We start from the raw sequence: 15632 nt of genomic DNA on the forward strand, positions 1-15632 counted from the left end.
TGACCCAATTTTGACCCACTAAAGTTTCGGTGGTATTTCTGAAACTTAGGGCTTAGAAAAAACCTTTCAATGAATGTATAAAAGTATAGCACATTTAAATCTGGATAAAATTTGTAATGTTATATCATTTCATATATTGCAAATTATTTTTAATGTATTATTGCTTATAAATGAGAACTCTAGGACAGAGGTAATGTTTGAAATTATTGATGATTTGAAAGCTAAATTAGATCAGCATCGCCCTCTTTCCACTTCTATTGTCAAAAACTTACAAGAGGATCTTATTGTTCGATGGACTTACCATTCCAATGCTATTGAAGGTAATACGCTCACTCTATTAGAAACCAAAGTAGTCTTAGAAGGAATTACTGTTGGTGGAAAAGCATTAAGAGAACACTTCGAAGCCATTAATCATAGAAATGCTATTTTTTATGTTGAAGACATCATTCGAAAAGAAGAACCATTTTCTGAATGGCAAATTAGAAATATTCATCAGCTCATTTTAAAAAATATTGACGATGACAATGCTGGTCGATATCGCCAACAGAATGTCTTAATCTCTGGTGCTACAACTATGCCACCTGATTACACTCTATTAAATGACAAGATGACTCATTTAGTTGATTGGTATAATAGTGCCGCCCATACATTTCATCCCATTGAACGTGCAGCCAAAGTTCATGCTGATTTCGTTGGTATTCATCCCTTTATTGATGGTAATGGCCGTACATCACGTCTACTCATGAACTTGGAACTAATGAAAGCTGGTTATCCACCATGCGTGATTACAGTAGAGAATCGTTTGGCTTACTATGAAGCATTGGATCAATGGATGGCTTATGAAAAGACAGAGCCTTTTATTCAGCTAGTTTCTGATGCAGTGCTAGAAGGATTTAAGCCTTATCAGATAGTTTTAGGAATTTAGAGTTACTCCAAATTTACATTTTTCTTGCCGCGGGTGACCGCATCGGGCTTCTGGCCGTCGCCCTCGATGCTGATGGCGTCCTCGGCGTAGAGCTCCTGTTGCGCCTGGTCGTACTGACCGGTGCGGCAGAGTTCGACGAGGCGTTGTGCGACCTGAGCGATGTCATTGGTCTTCGTGTCCATGCGTTGTTCCTTGTGTTGGGACCGCCAGCTTGGACCGCAGTGACTGACAGCGTGCTGTCAGCAGCGTGACCTAGCACCGATAGCGTAAGCTCGGCGGAGCCGCGGGGGCGGCATGCATGGGGATCCAATGGATGAGACGAATCCATACCGAAGCCCGGCCGTAGCGCCGCTCGACGCAGCGATTGCCGAACCGGGCGCCCGGCTGTACCGGGTCTCGGGTATCGTGCTCGGCACCTTCATGGGCACGCCGCTGGCCGCCGGCTGGCTGATGTCGCGCAACTACCGCGCGCTGGGCGACCACGCTCGTGCGCGGCAGGCGGTGGCCTCGGGTGCGCTTGCTACCGTGCTCGTCTTCGCGCTGGTGTTCACGCTGCCCGAGAGCGTGCCGGCAATCGCCTTCACGCTTCCGCAGCTCTTTGCTGCGTCGTACCTCGCCAAGCACCTGCAGGGCGAGCGCATCGACGAGTACTGCGCAAGCGGCCGCACCTACTCGAACTGGCGTGCCTTCGGCGTCGGGCTGCTTTGCTGCGTCGTCGCGTTCGTCGTGATGCTGCCGGTCGTCGTCGCTCTCGTGATGACCGGAGTGATCGCGTGAGTCACTCCCACGTCCGCCGCAGCGGATGCGCTTCCGTAGTCAGCACGACCTTTGCCGGGTCCAGCGTTGCGGTGGTGCGAACAGCAGGTAGAAGTACTTGAGCGTCTCGGCCAGCACGAAGCTTTCCATATCGTCGGCCTTCTCCTTGGTCACCACGTTCTTCAGCGTGGCGAAGCCGGAATCGGTGCGCGTGTAGCGAACGAAGTCGTCGAGCATCTGCTCACCCATCGCGCGGTACTGCGCATCGCCGGTCAGGCGGTGCAAGTACCACGCCGATTCGATGATCTCCGGCCGCAGCGGATAGCCGGGCGAGGTGACTTCACGCTTGCGGTAGTCGTAGGCCTCCGGCTCGAGGCCGTGCTGCTTCCACATGGCGTACGACGACTCCTGCAGGCGGCGCGCCTGCGCGATGTCGCCCGACAGCGCCAGCAGCCCGGGCCAGAACGCATGGAGTGCACCGTAGCGGCTGGCCAGGCGCTTGCCGGTGTGCATGTCCACGTGGCCGACCCACAACGCGCCGTCCACTTCCTCGGGGTAGTACCGGTTGGCCGCGGCGATGCTGTCCTGCCACATCGCGCGGCAGTCCTCGTCGCCGAACAGCGTCCAGCACTTCCACAGGTATTCGTAATACGAGTCGATGCGCGCGCCGACGTGGCTGCGTGTCTGCGTCCACTGGCCGGTGGTGACGTCGAAGCGCTCGCCGACCAGGCCGATCTTCGAGCGGCGCTTGTAGGTCTCGGTCAGCGCGCGCTTGGCCTCCTGGTAGAACACCGGGTTGCCGGTCAGCTTGCTCAGCGTGCCGTACTCGAGCAGCAACGTGCCGGCTTCGGCGGGATTGCTCTCGTTCCCGCGCGCCTTGCCGGTGCGCAGGTTCACGTACACGTATGGCAGGCCCGTGGGCGAATCGAACGCCGGCAGCAACCGCGTGCCCAGGTCCTTCGCCAGATCCAGCAGGCGCTGGTCGCCGGTGAGCTGGTAACCGGACAGCAATCCGCCGAGCAGGCGGATGACGATCTCGAAGTGCTTCACGTCGATGTCGCGATCGAACGACAGCTGCGTGGCGATCAACTCGCGTGCATCGCGTGCCTCCTCGTTCAGCCCCATCAGGATCAGCGTGTCGAGTGCATCGACCGGCGTCATCAGCAACGACTGGCCGTACCAATCGTGCGCGGTGTTGCTCAATGGCTTGAGTGCGTCGTGGCCCCACGCATGGCGACGGTAGCCGCGCCAGGCATGCAGGAATTCCGCCTTCACCCGTTCCGCAGCGCGTGCGGCCTGCGCATCGGTGTAGACGATCGACGTCGCGGCTTCTACTTCATGGGGAGGTTTGGCCGCGACGCCGATCGTGGGGACTAATAGCAGGCAGGCGAGCAAGGAGGAACGAAGAAGGTCCGATCGCATCTCAACGTTCTCCCTTCGCGCGCGTGCGCAACACGTGCAGGACGTCATGGCATGCGCCCATGGTGTGGTAGTCGGTCTTGCCGGCGGGGCTCTTCTCGTCGCCGTACTTGCGGTTGCGCCGGTCGAGAATGCGGTACCACGCGCCGTAGCGGTGGTCGACGAAGTGCCGCCATGCGTAGTCCCAAAGGCGGTCGTACCAGTCCCAGTACGCGTCGTCTCCGGTCGCTTCGGCCAGCCGAGCGGCGGCGGCGAGCGACTCCGCCTGCACCCAGAAGTATTTGTCGTCGTCGCAGACTGCGTAATCCGGCGCCGGTGCGAAGCCGTACTGGAGGCCGCCGAATTCGTCGTCCCACGCGCGCGCAACCGCGGTGTCGAACAGATGCCGCGCCGTGTCGCGCAGCCACGGCTGTGGCGTGCCGCAATCGCGGAGATGGCCATCGAGGATCAGCAACAGCTTCGCCCATTCGGTCTGGTGGCCCGGCTGGAAGCCCCATGGACGGAACAGGTGTTTGGGATCGTCGCGATGATAGTCCCAGTCGATGTTCCAGTCCTGGTCGTAGTGCTCCCACACCAGGCCGCCGGCCTGCGCTGCCTGGCGGCGTGTCATGTGGTCGGCCAGCGTGAGGGCACGCTCCAGGTAACGTGGCTGCGCGCTCGCCTCGTACGCGGCCAGCATCGCCTCGCACATGTGCATGTTGGCGTTCTGGCCGCGGTAACTGGAGAAGTTCCACTCCGCGTCGGCTTCGTCGCGATATAGGCCAGCGCCGGGGTCCCAGAAGCGCAGTTCCAGTAAGTCCCAGGTTTCGTCGAGCCAAGGCGCGGCCTCGTCGATGCCGGCCTTCATCGCCGTGGCGTACGCCAGCAGAACGAACGCCACGCCGTAGCAATGGTTGGTGCGGTCTTCCGCGACGCCGTCGCGAATCGTCCAGGCGTAACCGCCGCTTTGCGCATCGCGATGCACGTCGCGCAGGTAGCGCAGGCCGTGCCGCGCGAAGCCGACGTACTCGGCGTTGCCGAACTCGCGCGCCGCCATCGCGTAGTTGAAGACGAAGCGCGTGCTGCTCACCAGATGCCGGTGCGATGCGTCGTAAACGCTGCCGTCATCCAGGAAGTAGTGGAAGAAGCCACCCGCCGGGTCGATCGCCCGCGGATGGTAGAAGGCCATCGTGTCGGTGATGTGCGCGCGCAGGAACGCCTCGCTGCGGAAATCGGGATTGCCGGCCTGGCTCATGCTTGCGTGCTCAGCAGGGTGTGGATCTCGTCGCGCGTCGGCATCGCCGCGAACGCGCCATGACGCGTGGCAGCGAGCGCGCCGCCCGCCGCGGCATGGCGCACCGTATCGACGATCGCCGCCTCGTCCGACAGCCACGCAGGCAGCGTTCCGGCCGTGATGTCGCGCTCGACCAGGCGCGTGAGCAGCGCACCGACGAACGCATCGCCCGCCGCGGTGGTATCGATCGCATCGATGCGGAACGCGGGCACTTCGCCGCTTGCTTCGCGGGTGAACCAGCGGATCGGACTGCCGCCGTCGGTGATGAACACGCAGCGCACCTGGCCCTGCCAGAGCCGGCGCAGCATGGCGTCGTGCCCGCCCGCGCGGCGGATGAGGAAGTCGGCCTCGCTGCGGCACAGCTTCACCACGTCCGCGTGCGTCAGCGCATCCCACAGCCGTGGCGCCGGGTCGACGCCTTCGGGCCACAGCGATGGACGCAGGTTGAGGTCCATGCTCACCATCGCGCCGCGCTCGCGCGCCAGGCGCATGCCGGCCAACGTGGTATCGGCGATCTCCGTCTCGGTCAGGCTGTTGGAACACACGTGCAGCACGGCGGCGTCGTCGAAACACCGCGGGTCGAAGTGCTCCTCGCGGAACAGCAGGTCGGCCGCGGGTGGCCGGTAGAAGCTGAAGCTGCGCTCGCCGTCGTCCTCGAGCGAAACGAACGCCAGTGCCGTGCGCGCCTCGGAGGTATGCACCGTGTAGCGCGTATCGACGCCGAAGCTGCGCAGTTGCGACATCAGGAACTCGCCGAACATGTCACGGCCCAGCATGCCGACGAAGCGCGCTTGCCCGCCCAGTCGCGCGACCGCGGCACTCACGTTGGCCGGCGCGCCGCCGGCGAACTCGACGAAGTGGCGCGGCTGGCCCGGTTCCGGCGGCAACGCGAGGAAGTCGATCAATGCCTCGCCGAAACAGACGATGGCCGTGTGTGCGGAAGTGGCGGTCACGACTGCACCACCGACGGGACGGCGGCATCGGCCCGTTCGCGCCGCGCGCCGCGGAAGCCGTACCAGGCGATGTAGCCATAGCAGAGTAGGGGCAGCACGAAGGCCATCTGCACGCCGATGCGATCGGCCAGCAGTCCTTGCGCCAGCGGCACGACCGCGCCGCCGACGATGGCCATCACCAGCAGGCTCGAGGCCTTGCTGGTCAGCGGGCCCAGCCTGTCGATGCCCAGGGTGAAGATGGTCGGGAACATGATGGAGTTGAACAGGCCCACAGCAATCACGCTCCACATCGCGACCGGGCCGGCGCTGGACATCGTGATCGCCAGCAGCGCGATGGCGAAAAGTGCGAACGCACCCAGCAGCACGCGCGGCTCGATGCGGCGCAGCAGGAATGAACCGATGAAGCGACCGACCATCGCCGCGCCCCAGTAATACGAAACGTAGCGGGCGGCGTCGGCCTCGCTCATGGCGCCGATGCGCGCGTCGGCGATGTAGTTGATCAGGAAGCTGCCGATGGCCACTTCCGCGCCGACGTACAGGAAGATCGCCAGCACGCCCAGGCGCAGGCGGCGATGACGCAGCGCTTCGCCGAAGGTGTGGCGCTGCTGGTCGGCCTGTTCGGTCGCTTCGGTCAGCGCGGGCAGCCGGAACCTCACCACGAACATCGCCAGCACGAACAGTCCCAGCGCGATGCCGAGGTACGGCAGTTGCACCGACTCCGCCTGCGCGATGCGATACGCCACCTGCTGCGCCTGCGGCAGTTGGGCCAGCTCGGCGCTGCCGATTACCGCCACTGACAGGATCAGCGGACCGATCAGCGCCGGGGCGATGGTATGGCCGAAGGAGTTGAGCGCCTGCGCCAGCGTCAGCCGGCTCGACGCGCTCTGCGGATCGCCCAGCAACGCGATGTACGGATTGGCCGACACCTGCAGCAGCGTGATGCCGCTGGCCAGCACGTACAACGCGAACAGGAACAGCGGATACGAAGGAATGCGTGCGGCCGGAAAGAACAGCAGCGCGCCGATGCCGGCCACGCACAGGCCGATGACGATGCTGCGCTTGTAGCCGTGCCGCGCCACCACCTTGCCGGCCGGCAGCGACATCAGCAGGTAGGTGCTGAAGAAGGTGAACTGGATCAGCATCGTCTGCGCGTAGTTCATTTCGAACACGGCTTTCAGATGCGGGATCAGCACGTCGTTGAGGCTGGTCAGCGCGCCCCAGGTGAAGAAGATGGTCGTCAGCACCGCGATGGCCGCGGTGGTCGAAAGCGTGCTGCGACTCATGCGCTGGCTCCGTCGGGCACGACCTGGCTGCTGGCGCGCACCAGCAGGCGCGCGGGCGGAATGGTCAACATGGCAGGCGATTGCGGATCGCGCAGCCGCTGCAGGATCAGCTCCGCCGCCTGCCGGCCGCGGGCGCGCGGTTCCACCGCGACGGTGGTGAGCGGCGGCGCGCTGACGGCCGCTTCGGGAATGTCGTCGAAACCGGTGACGGCGAAGTCCTGGCCGGCGCGACGTCCGCGCGTGGCGAGCCCGGCCATCAGGCCCAGCGCGACCGCGTCGTTGTAACAGACCGCCGCGGTCGGCGCGGGATCGCGCACGAACAGCGCGCCCGTCTGCCGCGCCGCTTCCAGTCGCGTGGGCGCGCACTCCACCAGCCATTGCGGTTGCGGCGCGATGCTGGCGTCGTGCAGCGCTGCGCGATAACCTTCGCGTCGCTGCCGGCACGAGCTGGAATCCTGATGTCCACCGAAGAACGCGATGCGTCGGTGGCCCTGCGCGATCAGGTGTTCGGTTGCCAGCCGCGCCCCACGCACGTTGTCCAGCGCCAGGTAATCCCATTCGCCGCCGAGCTCGCGGTTGAACACCAGCATCGGCGTGCGCGTGCCGAGCAGGTTGCGCACGCGCGCGGCATCGCTGCCTTCCGCCGGCGAGAGGATGATGCCGGCCGGGTCGTGCTCCAGCAGCGAGGACAGCACCGCCTGCTGGCGCTCGGCCGACTCGCCCGTGCTGCCGAGCAGGGTCACGTAGCCCGCGTCCGCCAGCGCCTCGTCGACGCCGGCGGCGAACTCGGCGAAGAACGGATTGGACAGGTCATTGATGACCAGCGCCACGGCCGACGATACCTTGCGCCGCAGGTTGGCCGCGCCGCGGTGATAGACGTAGCCCTGCCGCTTGAGTTCGGCCTCCACGCGCGCGCGCGTTTCGGCATTCACCAGCGGGCTGCCCCGCAGCACCAGCGAGATCGTCGCGCGCGACAGGTCGCAGGCGCGTGCGATGTCGGTCAGCGTCACGCGGCCGCGGGAAGCCGGCATGGGAGCGCTCATGGCAGGAAGGCCGGGTTGGCGCGCATGGATTTGGATCGTTCTAAATTGCCGCATCCTGCGACTTCGCTGACGGGGTCGCAACCTTGCGCCGCAACATGAGACCCGCCGGACTGCGTGCTAGGGTGCGCCGTTTAGAACGATCTAAATTCCGGCCGGTGCGCCGCCAGGACCAGGAGCCTCCATGTCCCCTCATGCCTGTTCTTCTCCGTTGCGCCGGCTCGGCGCGGTCCTGTGCCTGTGGGCGGCCGCTGGCGTCGCGTCGGCAGCGACGGCGACGGCGACGGCGACGGCGACGGACGCCGGCAGCCGCGCCTACGCCGCGGTCGATCCCTTCATCGGCACGGGCGGCGAAGGGCACACCTTCCCGGGCGCGACGGTTCCCTTCGGCATGGTGCAGCTGAGCCCGGACACCCAGATCAAGTCGCGCAAGGAGGGCTACGACTGGGCCGCCGGCTACCGCTACGACGACCAGACCATCGTCGGCTTCTCGCATACCCATTTCTCCGGCACCGGACACTCGGATCTGGGGGACGTGCTGGTCATGCCGATCGCAGGCGAGGTGAAGCTGGAGCGCGGCGACGTATCGAAGCCCGGCAGCGGCTACACCTCCCGCTTCAGCCACGAGGGCGAGACCGCCGAACCGGGCTACTACGCCGTGACGCTGCAGGATTACGGCATCCGCGCCGAACTCACTGCCAGCGCGCGCGTCGGCGTGCACCGCTACCGCTTCCCCAAGGGCAAGCCCGCGCATGTGCTGGTGGACCTGCGCACCAGCATGTACGACTACCCTGGCAAGGTGCAGTGGTCGCGCCTGCGCCTTCGTCCCGACGGCACGGTCACCGGCTTCCGCGAAACGCGCGGCTGGGCACCCGGCCGGCAGTTGTATTTCGCGATGCGGTTCTCGCGACCGGTGAGTGGCCACCAGTTGCACGACACCGAGCAGGACGTGGTTTACAAGGGCTTTCCGCCTCCGGGCGAGAAGGACCCGCGCCAGCGTGCGCAGATCGAGGGACGGCAACTCGTCGGCGCGTTCGACTTCGCCGATGCCGCCGGGCAGACGATGATCGTCAAGGTCGCGATCTCGCCGGTGAGCGAAGACAACGCCATCGCCAACCTCGATGCCGAGATGCCGGGGTGGGATTTCGATACCGTGCGCCGCGACGCCAAGATGCAATGGACGCAGGCGCTGGCTGCGGTGGACATCGATGCGCCGGAAGCGATGAAGCGCAGCTTCTACACCGCGCTGTACCACACGCTGATGGGCCCCAGCCTCTTCATGGACAGCGACGGCCGCTATCGCGGGCCCGACAACGCGGTGCACCAGGCCGAGGGCTTCACCCATTACTCGACCTTCTCGCTGTGGGACACGTACCGCGCGCTGCATCCGCTGCTGACGCTGGTGCAGCCGGAGCAGCGCAATGCCGACTTCATCAACTCGCTGCTTGCCTCGCATCGCCACAGCCCGTACGGCGTGCTGCCCGTGTGGTCGTTCCATGGGCAGGAGACGTGGTGCATGATCGGCTACCACGCGGTGCCGGTGATCGCGGATGCCTACATGAAAGGCATCCGTGGCTTCGATGCGGACCATGCGCTGCAGGCGATGGTCGACAGCGCCAGTTACGGCCCCTACGACGGCATCGCGCAGTACATGCAGCTGGGCTACGTGCCCATCGACGAAGAAGGCGAGGCGGCGTCGAAGACGCTCGAATACGCGTTCGACGATTGGACCATCGCGCGCATGGCGCAGGCCATGGGTCGCAACGACGTCGCCGCGCAGTTCGAGAAGCGCGCGGCCAACTGGCGCAACGCGTTCGATCCGGGCACCGGCTTCATGCGTGCGCGCAAGCGCGACGGCAGTTTCCGCGAACCGTTCGATCCCACCGCCAGCGGCTACGGCACCGACTACACCGAAGGCAATGCGTGGCAGTACTCGTGGTACGTGCCGCACGACATCGCCGGTCTCGCCGCCGCACATGGCGGAGAAGCGCAGCTGCTCGCGCGCATCGACCAGGTGTTCGATGCCAAGGTCGATCCGAAGATCTTCGAACACATGGAAGACATCACCGGCCTGATTGGCTGGTACGCGCATGGCAACGAACCCAGCCACCATGTCGCCTACCTGTACGCGTATGCGGGCCAGCCGTGGCGTACGCAGGCGCGACTGGGCCACATCATGTCCACGCAGTACGCACCGCGCCCCGACGGGCTGGCAGGCAACGACGACCTCGGCCAGATGTCGGCTTGGTACGTGTTCACCGCGCTGGGCTTCTACCCGGTCGCGCCGGGCAGCAACCAGTACGTCATCGGCCGCCCATTCCTGCCGCGCGCCACGCTCAACCTGCCCAACGGCAAGCGCTTCACCGTCATCGCCGAAGGCCTGGACGAGGCGCACCACTACATCGGCAGCGCCACGCTCAACGGCAAACCGCTGGAGCGCGCGTACATCAGCCACGAGGAAATCCTGGCCGGCGGCGAACTGCGCTTCGTCATGCAGGCCCAGCCCAACAAGACTTGGGGCACCGCCACGGACCAGCGCCCATATTCCATGTCGGCCCGCTGAGCGGAGCCATGGAGAGCGCCCGCGTAACCCGCGGGCGCGCATCGGCACCCTGCTAAACTGCGCAGCCCACGGGCCTATAGCTCAACGGTTAGAGCAGGGGACTCATAATCCCTTGGTTGCAGGTTCGAATCCTGCTGGGCCCACCATGCTTGGGAACAAGTTGTTCGCTGCTGCTGCTCGCTCGTTCTTCTTCGCCTCCACTGGGTCGGTGGAGCACGACTGAAGTAGGGCGGCACGAGTTGAACGTGCTCGCGGAGACGTGTGGTGAGATCAATCAGTCGCAGACCACGGCGCAATACTGTTGCGCCCTACGTTCTGATCTCGATTCCGCTTGCTTGAGTTGAAAGAAGCGAAGGCAGCGAGGATGTCTGGGGGCGCTCTAACGGCAGCGCTCATATCGAACTGGCAATGTGTTCGCGCAACCATTGGTGCCCTGGATCGCGATGGACTCGCTCGGGCCAGAGCATGAACATCTCGAAACCCGGAACGTCGAGCGGCGGCTCGACCACCTGCAGCGCGGCATTGCCGCGCACCAACCGCGACGGCACCATCGCCACCAGATCGGTGCTCGCCAACACTGCGCCCAGAAACAGGAAGTGCGGCACGGACAGCGCGACCTGGCGTGTCATGCCCCGCTCCGCCAGCGCGGTATCCGTCACGCCATGGAATCCGCCACCGTCGGGCGACACGATCGCATGGCCGAGCTTGCAGAACTGCGCCAGGGTCGGACGGCGTTTCAGACCGGGATGCCCAGCGCGACCAGCCAACACATAGCGCTCGGTGAACATCAGTCGGCGGCGCAGGTCCGACGGCGCTTCGGCACCGGTGAGGAACGCCAGGTCGATGTCTCCTTGCTCCGCCTTCCTTGCCACTTGAGAGGGAGCGCTTTGTACGACGGCCACGCGTGTCGCCGGCGCAGCTGCGCGCAGTGCTGTCAGGGCGGGCAGCAGGATGGTGAACTCGCTGTAATCGAATGCACCAATGCGCCAGGTCTGCCTGGCCTGGGCGGGATCGAAAGGCTGCGACGGGGCCACCGCGTGCTCCAGGGCAGCCAGCGCTTGTCGCAGCGGTTCACGCAACTCGTCGGCACGCGCGGTCGGACGCATGCCGCGAGGACCGGGCAACAGCAACGGATCGCCGAAGAATTCCCGCAGCCTGGCGAGCTGCAAGCTTACGGTGGGCTGCGAAAGGTGCAGGCGCTCGGCCGCGCGGGTCACGTTGTGCTCGATCAGCAAGGCGTCGAGCGTGACCAGCAGATTCAGATCGACGCGCCTCAGGGAATTTGTCATTCCAATACCAGGAATCCGTCAAATTCATTTCTACTATAGCGAACACAGGCCTAACGTACCTCCATTCGCCGATGGAGCACCGTTGATGAAGGTTCTTCTTGTCCACGCCCACCCCGAACGGACGTCCGTGACGCATCAACTCGTCGAGACCGCCATCGAGGTGCTGAAGGCCCAAGGTCATGACGTCATGGAGTCAGACCTGTACGCCATGGGATGGAAGGCGGTGTTCGACGATCAGGATTTTCCAGAGCGCGCCAATCAGGATCGCCTGTCCTTCATCGAGGAATCGGGACACGCATTCGCCAACGGTTGCCAGACGCCCGATGTCGAGGAGGAACAGCGAAAGGTCCTGGCCGCCGATGCAGTGATCCTGCTGTTCCCTCTTTGGTGGTTCGGCATGCCGGCCATCATGAAGGGATGGGTGGACCGGGTATGGGCCTATGGCCTGGCCTATGGATATCGAGATGCAGGCAACACCTATCGCTACGGCCAAGGCGGCTTGGCGGGGAAACGTGCGCTGCTTGCCGTGTCCGTCGGCGGTCCGGCGATCGACTACTCGTCTCGTGGCATCAACGGACCGCTGGAACAACTGCTCTTTCCCATAACGCATGGCACGCTGTTCTTCCCCGGCATGCAGGTATTGCCCACCTTCGCGGTCTATGGAGCTGCAGGTCTCGATGCAAAGGGCATGGCCGAAGCCGCCGCTGCCTGGCGAGGTCGGGTGGAACGGCTGTTCGAGGAAGAACCCATTGCCTTCCGCCCCCAGAACGGCGGCGACTATCCGGACCGCCACGTACTGGCCGACCATGTCGCGCCGAATCAGGCCGGCTTGATGGTTCACATAGCCGATGGTTCCTGGTCTGCCGCCGGCGTGCAGAAGGATCGTTGCATTTCCTCCGCCAACCTGGAGGAGCGAGGTGACGATGTTCGTGATTGCGGCGTCGAGACAGGAAGTCTGGTTATGCCTTGAACCTCAAGCGGACTCGCCGGCCAAACGTCCGCCATCGCAAAAGAACGCAGATGCTTGCGGCAGGCCCAGCGTCAAACATGTTGACGCGCCGGCGCGGTCGCCCCGGGCCTGATCGTAATGCTGACCACCTGCACTTGGGCCACGCCGCAGAAAATGCGCTGGCAAATACGTCGTTGCCGAAAGTGCGATCCGCATGGTTCAGTCGGCTAGCGCCGCGACTAGCACATCGGTAAGCCCGCGGCCGGCGCTGCCATCCTCGTCGAGGGCGGGATTATAGATTGCCACTTCAAGTCCCGCTGCCTTGCCGCTCTCAAGCGCTACCTGCAGCACTATCCTTAGCTGATTCCAGGACAGCCCGCCGGGCACGCGGAAGTCGACCGCTGGCATGATGGCATCGTCGAGCACATCGGCATCGAGATGGACGAAGAAGCCGTCGAGCCCGGGGCGGGTCAGATGCTCGACGGCTACGCGCGCGGCCGCTTCGACGCCCATCGCGCGGATCGCGGGAAGGTCAAACGCCTTGAGTTCGGATGGCAGCATTTGGCTGCCGGCACTCTTCTGATCCTCATGGTCACGGTAGCCGAAGGCAACCGTATCCTCCGCCCGGACCAGAGGCGTGCGCCCCTCGATATTTGTTAGCAGGCCAGGCCCATGACCCGTCACCCACGCGAGGTCCATCGACGCGCCTTCGCCTTTGGGCTCCGCCTCGGGCTGAAAGAAATCGGCGTTCCCATCAATGAAAAGAAGGCCGTAGCGCCCGCGCCGGCGGAGAGCGAGCATAGGGCCTAGCAGGATCGTGCAGTCGCCGCCGAGCACCACTGGAAACTCATTCGCTTCCAACACCGCTTCCACGGCATTGGCAAGTTGCGGCGACCAGGCAGCAATGGCCGGAGCATTGAGCACACCAGTTTCCGGGTCGCGTTCAGCACTCGGTGCGGGGACGGAGAGTTGCCCGGCGAGACGTGCGCCGATGCGTTCGGCGAGACCGAGCTCCAGCAATCGGCCAGGCAGCCGCTCAACCCCTTCAGTGGCAAGGCCAAGCGAAGACGGCGCCTCGATGATCGCGTAGTTTCGCAGGAAGTTCGGCATGACGGGCCTTCCGGCAACGGTCGTTTTACCTTATCAGAGCCACTAGCCACGTCCTCACGCTATCGGCGAGCCGCCGACGTGGCGGGCCTGACGCTGAAGCGGATCATGTCCTGCGTTGCGGCGCGGACGCGGTCCATTCGAGGCGATTCGTCGAGGCGATCGTAGCGATGGTTGTAGACGGGAAATCCGCCGAAGGGCGAGAACAGCGTGATGCGGTCCGGTTCGTAGATGCCGACGTCGTTGTAGTCCACCACGACGAGGAAGTCGCGGCGGTCCTGCGTCTGCCGCAGGGGCAGGCCGAGGCTGTAGGCCGACGCGGGCGTGGAGCATCCGAGTGCATCGGTGAGGATGGTGGGTGCCAGATCGTTGTGCGTGGTCATGTACGTCGCCGTGCCGCGCGGCCAGCCCGGTCCACGCACGAGCAGCGGCACACGTACCTGGTACGGGCTGAAATTGCCGTTGTGCCCCCAGTAGTTCTTGTCGGTGTCGTTGAACTCTTCGCCGTGGTCGCTGGTGACGATGAGCAGCGTGTCGTCGGCCAGGCCGCTTCGCTGCAGCGCGTCCAGCACCTTTCCGACTTCCGCGTCGGCAAAGTGCAGCGCGTTGCGATAGCGGTTGAGGAACGGAGTGGCGTCGAAGTCGGGACCCAGCGCCATGTGGTTGACCTCGTCCCACGATGGCTGGAAATGCAGCGGATATTCCGGCGGGATGGCATAGGAGTGCACCGAGTTCAGCCAGAGAAAGCCGAAGAATGGCTTCTGCGCACGCGCCGGCTCGGAGAGGAAGCCGACCATGTCGGCGACCACGCGCCGATCGCGCTCATAAGGGGTGCTCCCGGGCGTCTTCAGCCGCAGGCCTTCGATGCCGGAGAAGATGGTGCGATCGAACTCCGGATGCACCAGCGGCGAACTGGCGAGGATCTTGAGGTCGTAATCCTGTCGTTGCAGCTCCGTCATGAGCACTGGCGGCGTCTGGTGCGCCAGTACAGGCCACCAGTAGTTACCGGACAGACCGTAGAAGATCGAGAAGAGGCCGAACCGCGTGACGTTGCCGCCGCTCACATGGTGCTCGAATCGCAGCGATTCCGGCACCAGCGCGGAGATGTTGGGCGTGTACTGCGGCGCGAGGTGATCGGCGCGCCACGCGTCGATGACGATCAGCAGCACGTTCGGCCGGCGCTTTGGCGCGCACTCGAGCGGCTGCCGCGGATAGAACAGTGCGCCGCGATCGTGGACGGGCGATGCGCGCGGCTGCTCGACTTCGGTCACGCCCAGCCGGCGCAGCAGGCGCTTGCTGGTCAGCGGCCGGTAGAAAGGGAAGTGGCCGCTCTCCTGCGTGATGTTGACCTGGTAGTGCGCGTCGGCCCAGGCATACCAGAGGTTGGAACCTGCGAACAACGCGATCCAGGCGATCCACAACGGGCGCGCGAGTGGACGCAGGCGTCCCTCGGCGACGCGTACGCACAAGGCGAACAGCGCCCCTTCGGCAACGACGATCAGTGCAGCCGCGGCGCCGAGCAGCCATGGCAGTTTCCTGGAGAACACCAGGAAGGTCTCCTCCCCCGCGCCGCCCGCAAGCAGGCCCCAGACATATGGCCCCAGATGCATCCGGTAATGCGAGAACACCACGGCATCCACGATCATCACGCACGCGGCGATGCCACCGCTCAACCCCGCGACGATCGACGGCGCCCACATGAGCGATCGCCACCGCGGAAACAGCACGATGGCAAGTGCCGTCGGCAGGCCGATCATGAGCATCGCCAACAGCGGCCAGTGCACCAGGGTATTCAGTACGCGGTAGGCCGCTGCCGGCGCGTCCGCGGGCGATTCGACCACCGGCTGCCAGAACCACGCCGTGATCAGCGCGAAGCACAGGGCATTGGCCAGTACGAACCAGCCGAGCGCGCGGAAGAGGGAGGTTCGGGTATGCATCGCGCCGGAGCATACGGGGGCGGGTGCATGCGGGCTGCAAAGGGTTTGTCTAGTGACCGGACCTTTACGTGTTGCCCAATGTTGCCTGGCCGGAGTGTGTGCCGTCGCAGTGCATATCCGCGCCTACCCGACGGCGCA

13 protein-coding genes and 1 tRNA gene are annotated in these 15632 nt (G+C 64.2%); 5 read left to right on the forward strand and 9 right to left on the reverse strand.

Annotation, left to right across the window (positions count from 1 at the left end):
* The first annotated feature begins 193 nt into the window (after positions 1-193).
* Positions 194-925, forward strand: a complete 732-nt coding sequence (locus tag VFE83_RS00005) for a Fic family protein (protein WP_324902809.1) — start codon at positions 194-196, stop codon at positions 923-925.
* Between the two features lie 2 nt (positions 926-927).
* On the opposite strand, the gene VFE83_RS00010 is transcribed toward VFE83_RS00005, so the two are convergent.
* A complete protein-coding gene (locus VFE83_RS00010; protein ID WP_324902810.1) occupies positions 928-1107 on the reverse strand; it encodes a SnoaL-like domain-containing protein in 180 nt (59 codons plus the stop codon).
* 127 nt (positions 1108-1234) lie between these two features.
* Between VFE83_RS00010 and VFE83_RS00015 the strand changes: the two genes are divergently transcribed.
* Positions 1235-1702, forward strand: coding sequence for a hypothetical protein (locus tag VFE83_RS00015; RefSeq protein ID WP_324902811.1), 468 nt, complete (start codon positions 1235-1237; stop codon positions 1700-1702).
* Between the two features lie 39 nt (positions 1703-1741).
* On the opposite strand, the gene VFE83_RS00020 is transcribed toward VFE83_RS00015, so the two are convergent.
* Genes VFE83_RS00020 through VFE83_RS00040 form a run of 5 tightly spaced genes read right to left on the reverse strand, consistent with a single transcriptional unit; the run spans position 1742 to position 7640 of the window.
* Positions 1742-3103 (reverse strand): glycoside hydrolase family 47 protein, encoded by a 1362-nt coding sequence (locus VFE83_RS00020; protein WP_324902812.1) that lies wholly within the window; start codon positions 3101-3103, stop codon positions 1742-1744.
* Between the two features lies 1 nt (position 3104).
* A complete protein-coding gene (locus tag VFE83_RS00025; protein ID WP_324902813.1) occupies positions 3105-4334 on the reverse strand; it encodes an AGE family epimerase/isomerase in 1230 nt (409 codons plus the stop codon).
* The gene (locus VFE83_RS00030) at positions 4331-5326 is read right to left on the reverse strand and encodes a carbohydrate kinase (protein WP_324902814.1); all 996 of its coding nucleotides are present in this window, start codon (positions 5324-5326) and stop codon (positions 4331-4333) included. The genes VFE83_RS00025 and VFE83_RS00030 overlap by 4 nt, the downstream gene beginning before the upstream one ends.
* The gene (locus VFE83_RS00035; RefSeq protein ID WP_324902815.1) at positions 5323-6609 is read right to left on the reverse strand and encodes a sugar MFS transporter; all 1287 of its coding nucleotides are present in this window, start codon (positions 6607-6609) and stop codon (positions 5323-5325) included. Before VFE83_RS00035 ends, VFE83_RS00030 begins: the two co-directional genes overlap by 4 nt.
* On the reverse strand, positions 6606-7640 hold the full coding sequence (locus VFE83_RS00040) for a LacI family DNA-binding transcriptional regulator (protein WP_324902816.1): 1035 nt from the start codon (positions 7638-7640) through the stop codon (positions 6606-6608). The genes VFE83_RS00035 and VFE83_RS00040 overlap by 4 nt, the downstream gene beginning before the upstream one ends.
* A 193-nt stretch (positions 7641-7833) precedes the next feature.
* Here VFE83_RS00040 and VFE83_RS00045 point away from each other — a divergent pair, with 193 nt between their 5' ends.
* Together VFE83_RS00045 and VFE83_RS00050 are read left to right on the forward strand one after the other, a co-directional pair.
* Entirely contained in the window at positions 7834-10212 is a 2379-nt protein-coding gene (locus VFE83_RS00045) for a GH92 family glycosyl hydrolase (protein ID WP_324902817.1), read from the forward strand.
* 70 nt (positions 10213-10282) lie between these two features.
* Positions 10283-10358: transfer RNA gene (locus tag VFE83_RS00050), tRNA-Ile, on the forward strand.
* A 246-nt stretch (positions 10359-10604) separates the two neighbouring features.
* Here VFE83_RS00050 and VFE83_RS00055 read toward each other — a convergent pair.
* Positions 10605-11501, reverse strand: a complete 897-nt coding sequence (locus tag VFE83_RS00055; RefSeq protein ID WP_324902818.1) for a LysR family transcriptional regulator — start codon at positions 11499-11501, stop codon at positions 10605-10607.
* A gap of 85 nt (positions 11502-11586) precedes the next feature.
* Between VFE83_RS00055 and VFE83_RS00060 the strand changes: the two genes are divergently transcribed.
* Positions 11587-12471, forward strand: a complete 885-nt coding sequence (locus tag VFE83_RS00060; RefSeq protein ID WP_324902819.1) for an NAD(P)H-dependent oxidoreductase — start codon at positions 11587-11589, stop codon at positions 12469-12471.
* A gap of 198 nt (positions 12472-12669) precedes the next feature.
* Here the strand turns inward: VFE83_RS00060 and VFE83_RS00065 are convergent, their stop codons facing one another.
* Complete coding sequence (locus VFE83_RS00065; RefSeq protein ID WP_324902820.1) at positions 12670-13560, reverse strand: arginase family protein; 891 nt, start codon at positions 13558-13560, stop codon at positions 12670-12672.
* 59 nt (positions 13561-13619) lie between these two features.
* Positions 13620-15494, reverse strand: a complete 1875-nt coding sequence (locus tag VFE83_RS00070; RefSeq protein WP_324902821.1) for a sulfatase-like hydrolase/transferase — start codon at positions 15492-15494, stop codon at positions 13620-13622.
* Between the last annotated feature and the right edge of the window lie 138 nt (positions 15495-15632).

This window comes from Lysobacter sp., from assembly GCF_035655815.1.
In the GTDB taxonomy this organism is placed as follows: domain Bacteria; phylum Pseudomonadota; class Gammaproteobacteria; order Xanthomonadales; family Xanthomonadaceae; genus Lysobacter_J.

Coding starts and splice junctions, on each gene's coding strand:
- VFE83_RS00005 (WP_324902809.1), top strand. CDS start 194: ATGTTTGAAATTATTGATGATTTGAAAGCTAAATTAGATCAGCATCGC.
- VFE83_RS00010 (WP_324902810.1), bottom strand. CDS start 1,107: ATGGACACGAAGACCAATGACATCGCTCAGGTCGCACAACGCCTCGTC.
- VFE83_RS00015 (WP_324902811.1), top strand. CDS start 1,235: ATGGATGAGACGAATCCATACCGAAGCCCGGCCGTAGCGCCGCTCGAC.
- VFE83_RS00020 (WP_324902812.1), bottom strand. CDS start 3,103: ATGCGATCGGACCTTCTTCGTTCCTCCTTGCTCGCCTGCCTGCTATTA.
- VFE83_RS00025 (WP_324902813.1), bottom strand. CDS start 4,334: ATGAGCCAGGCCGGCAATCCCGATTTCCGCAGCGAGGCGTTCCTGCGC.
- VFE83_RS00035 (WP_324902815.1), bottom strand. CDS start 6,609: ATGAGTCGCAGCACGCTTTCGACCACCGCGGCCATCGCGGTGCTGACG.
- VFE83_RS00040 (WP_324902816.1), bottom strand. CDS start 7,640: ATGCCGGCTTCCCGCGGCCGCGTGACGCTGACCGACATCGCACGCGCC.
- VFE83_RS00045 (WP_324902817.1), top strand. CDS start 7,834: ATGTCCCCTCATGCCTGTTCTTCTCCGTTGCGCCGGCTCGGCGCGGTC.
- VFE83_RS00055 (WP_324902818.1), bottom strand. CDS start 11,501: ATGACAAATTCCCTGAGGCGCGTCGATCTGAATCTGCTGGTCACGCTC.
- VFE83_RS00060 (WP_324902819.1), top strand. CDS start 11,587: ATGAAGGTTCTTCTTGTCCACGCCCACCCCGAACGGACGTCCGTGACG.
- VFE83_RS00065 (WP_324902820.1), bottom strand. CDS start 13,560: ATGCCGAACTTCCTGCGAAACTACGCGATCATCGAGGCGCCGTCTTCG.
- VFE83_RS00070 (WP_324902821.1), bottom strand. CDS start 15,494: ATGCATACCCGAACCTCCCTCTTCCGCGCGCTCGGCTGGTTCGTACTG.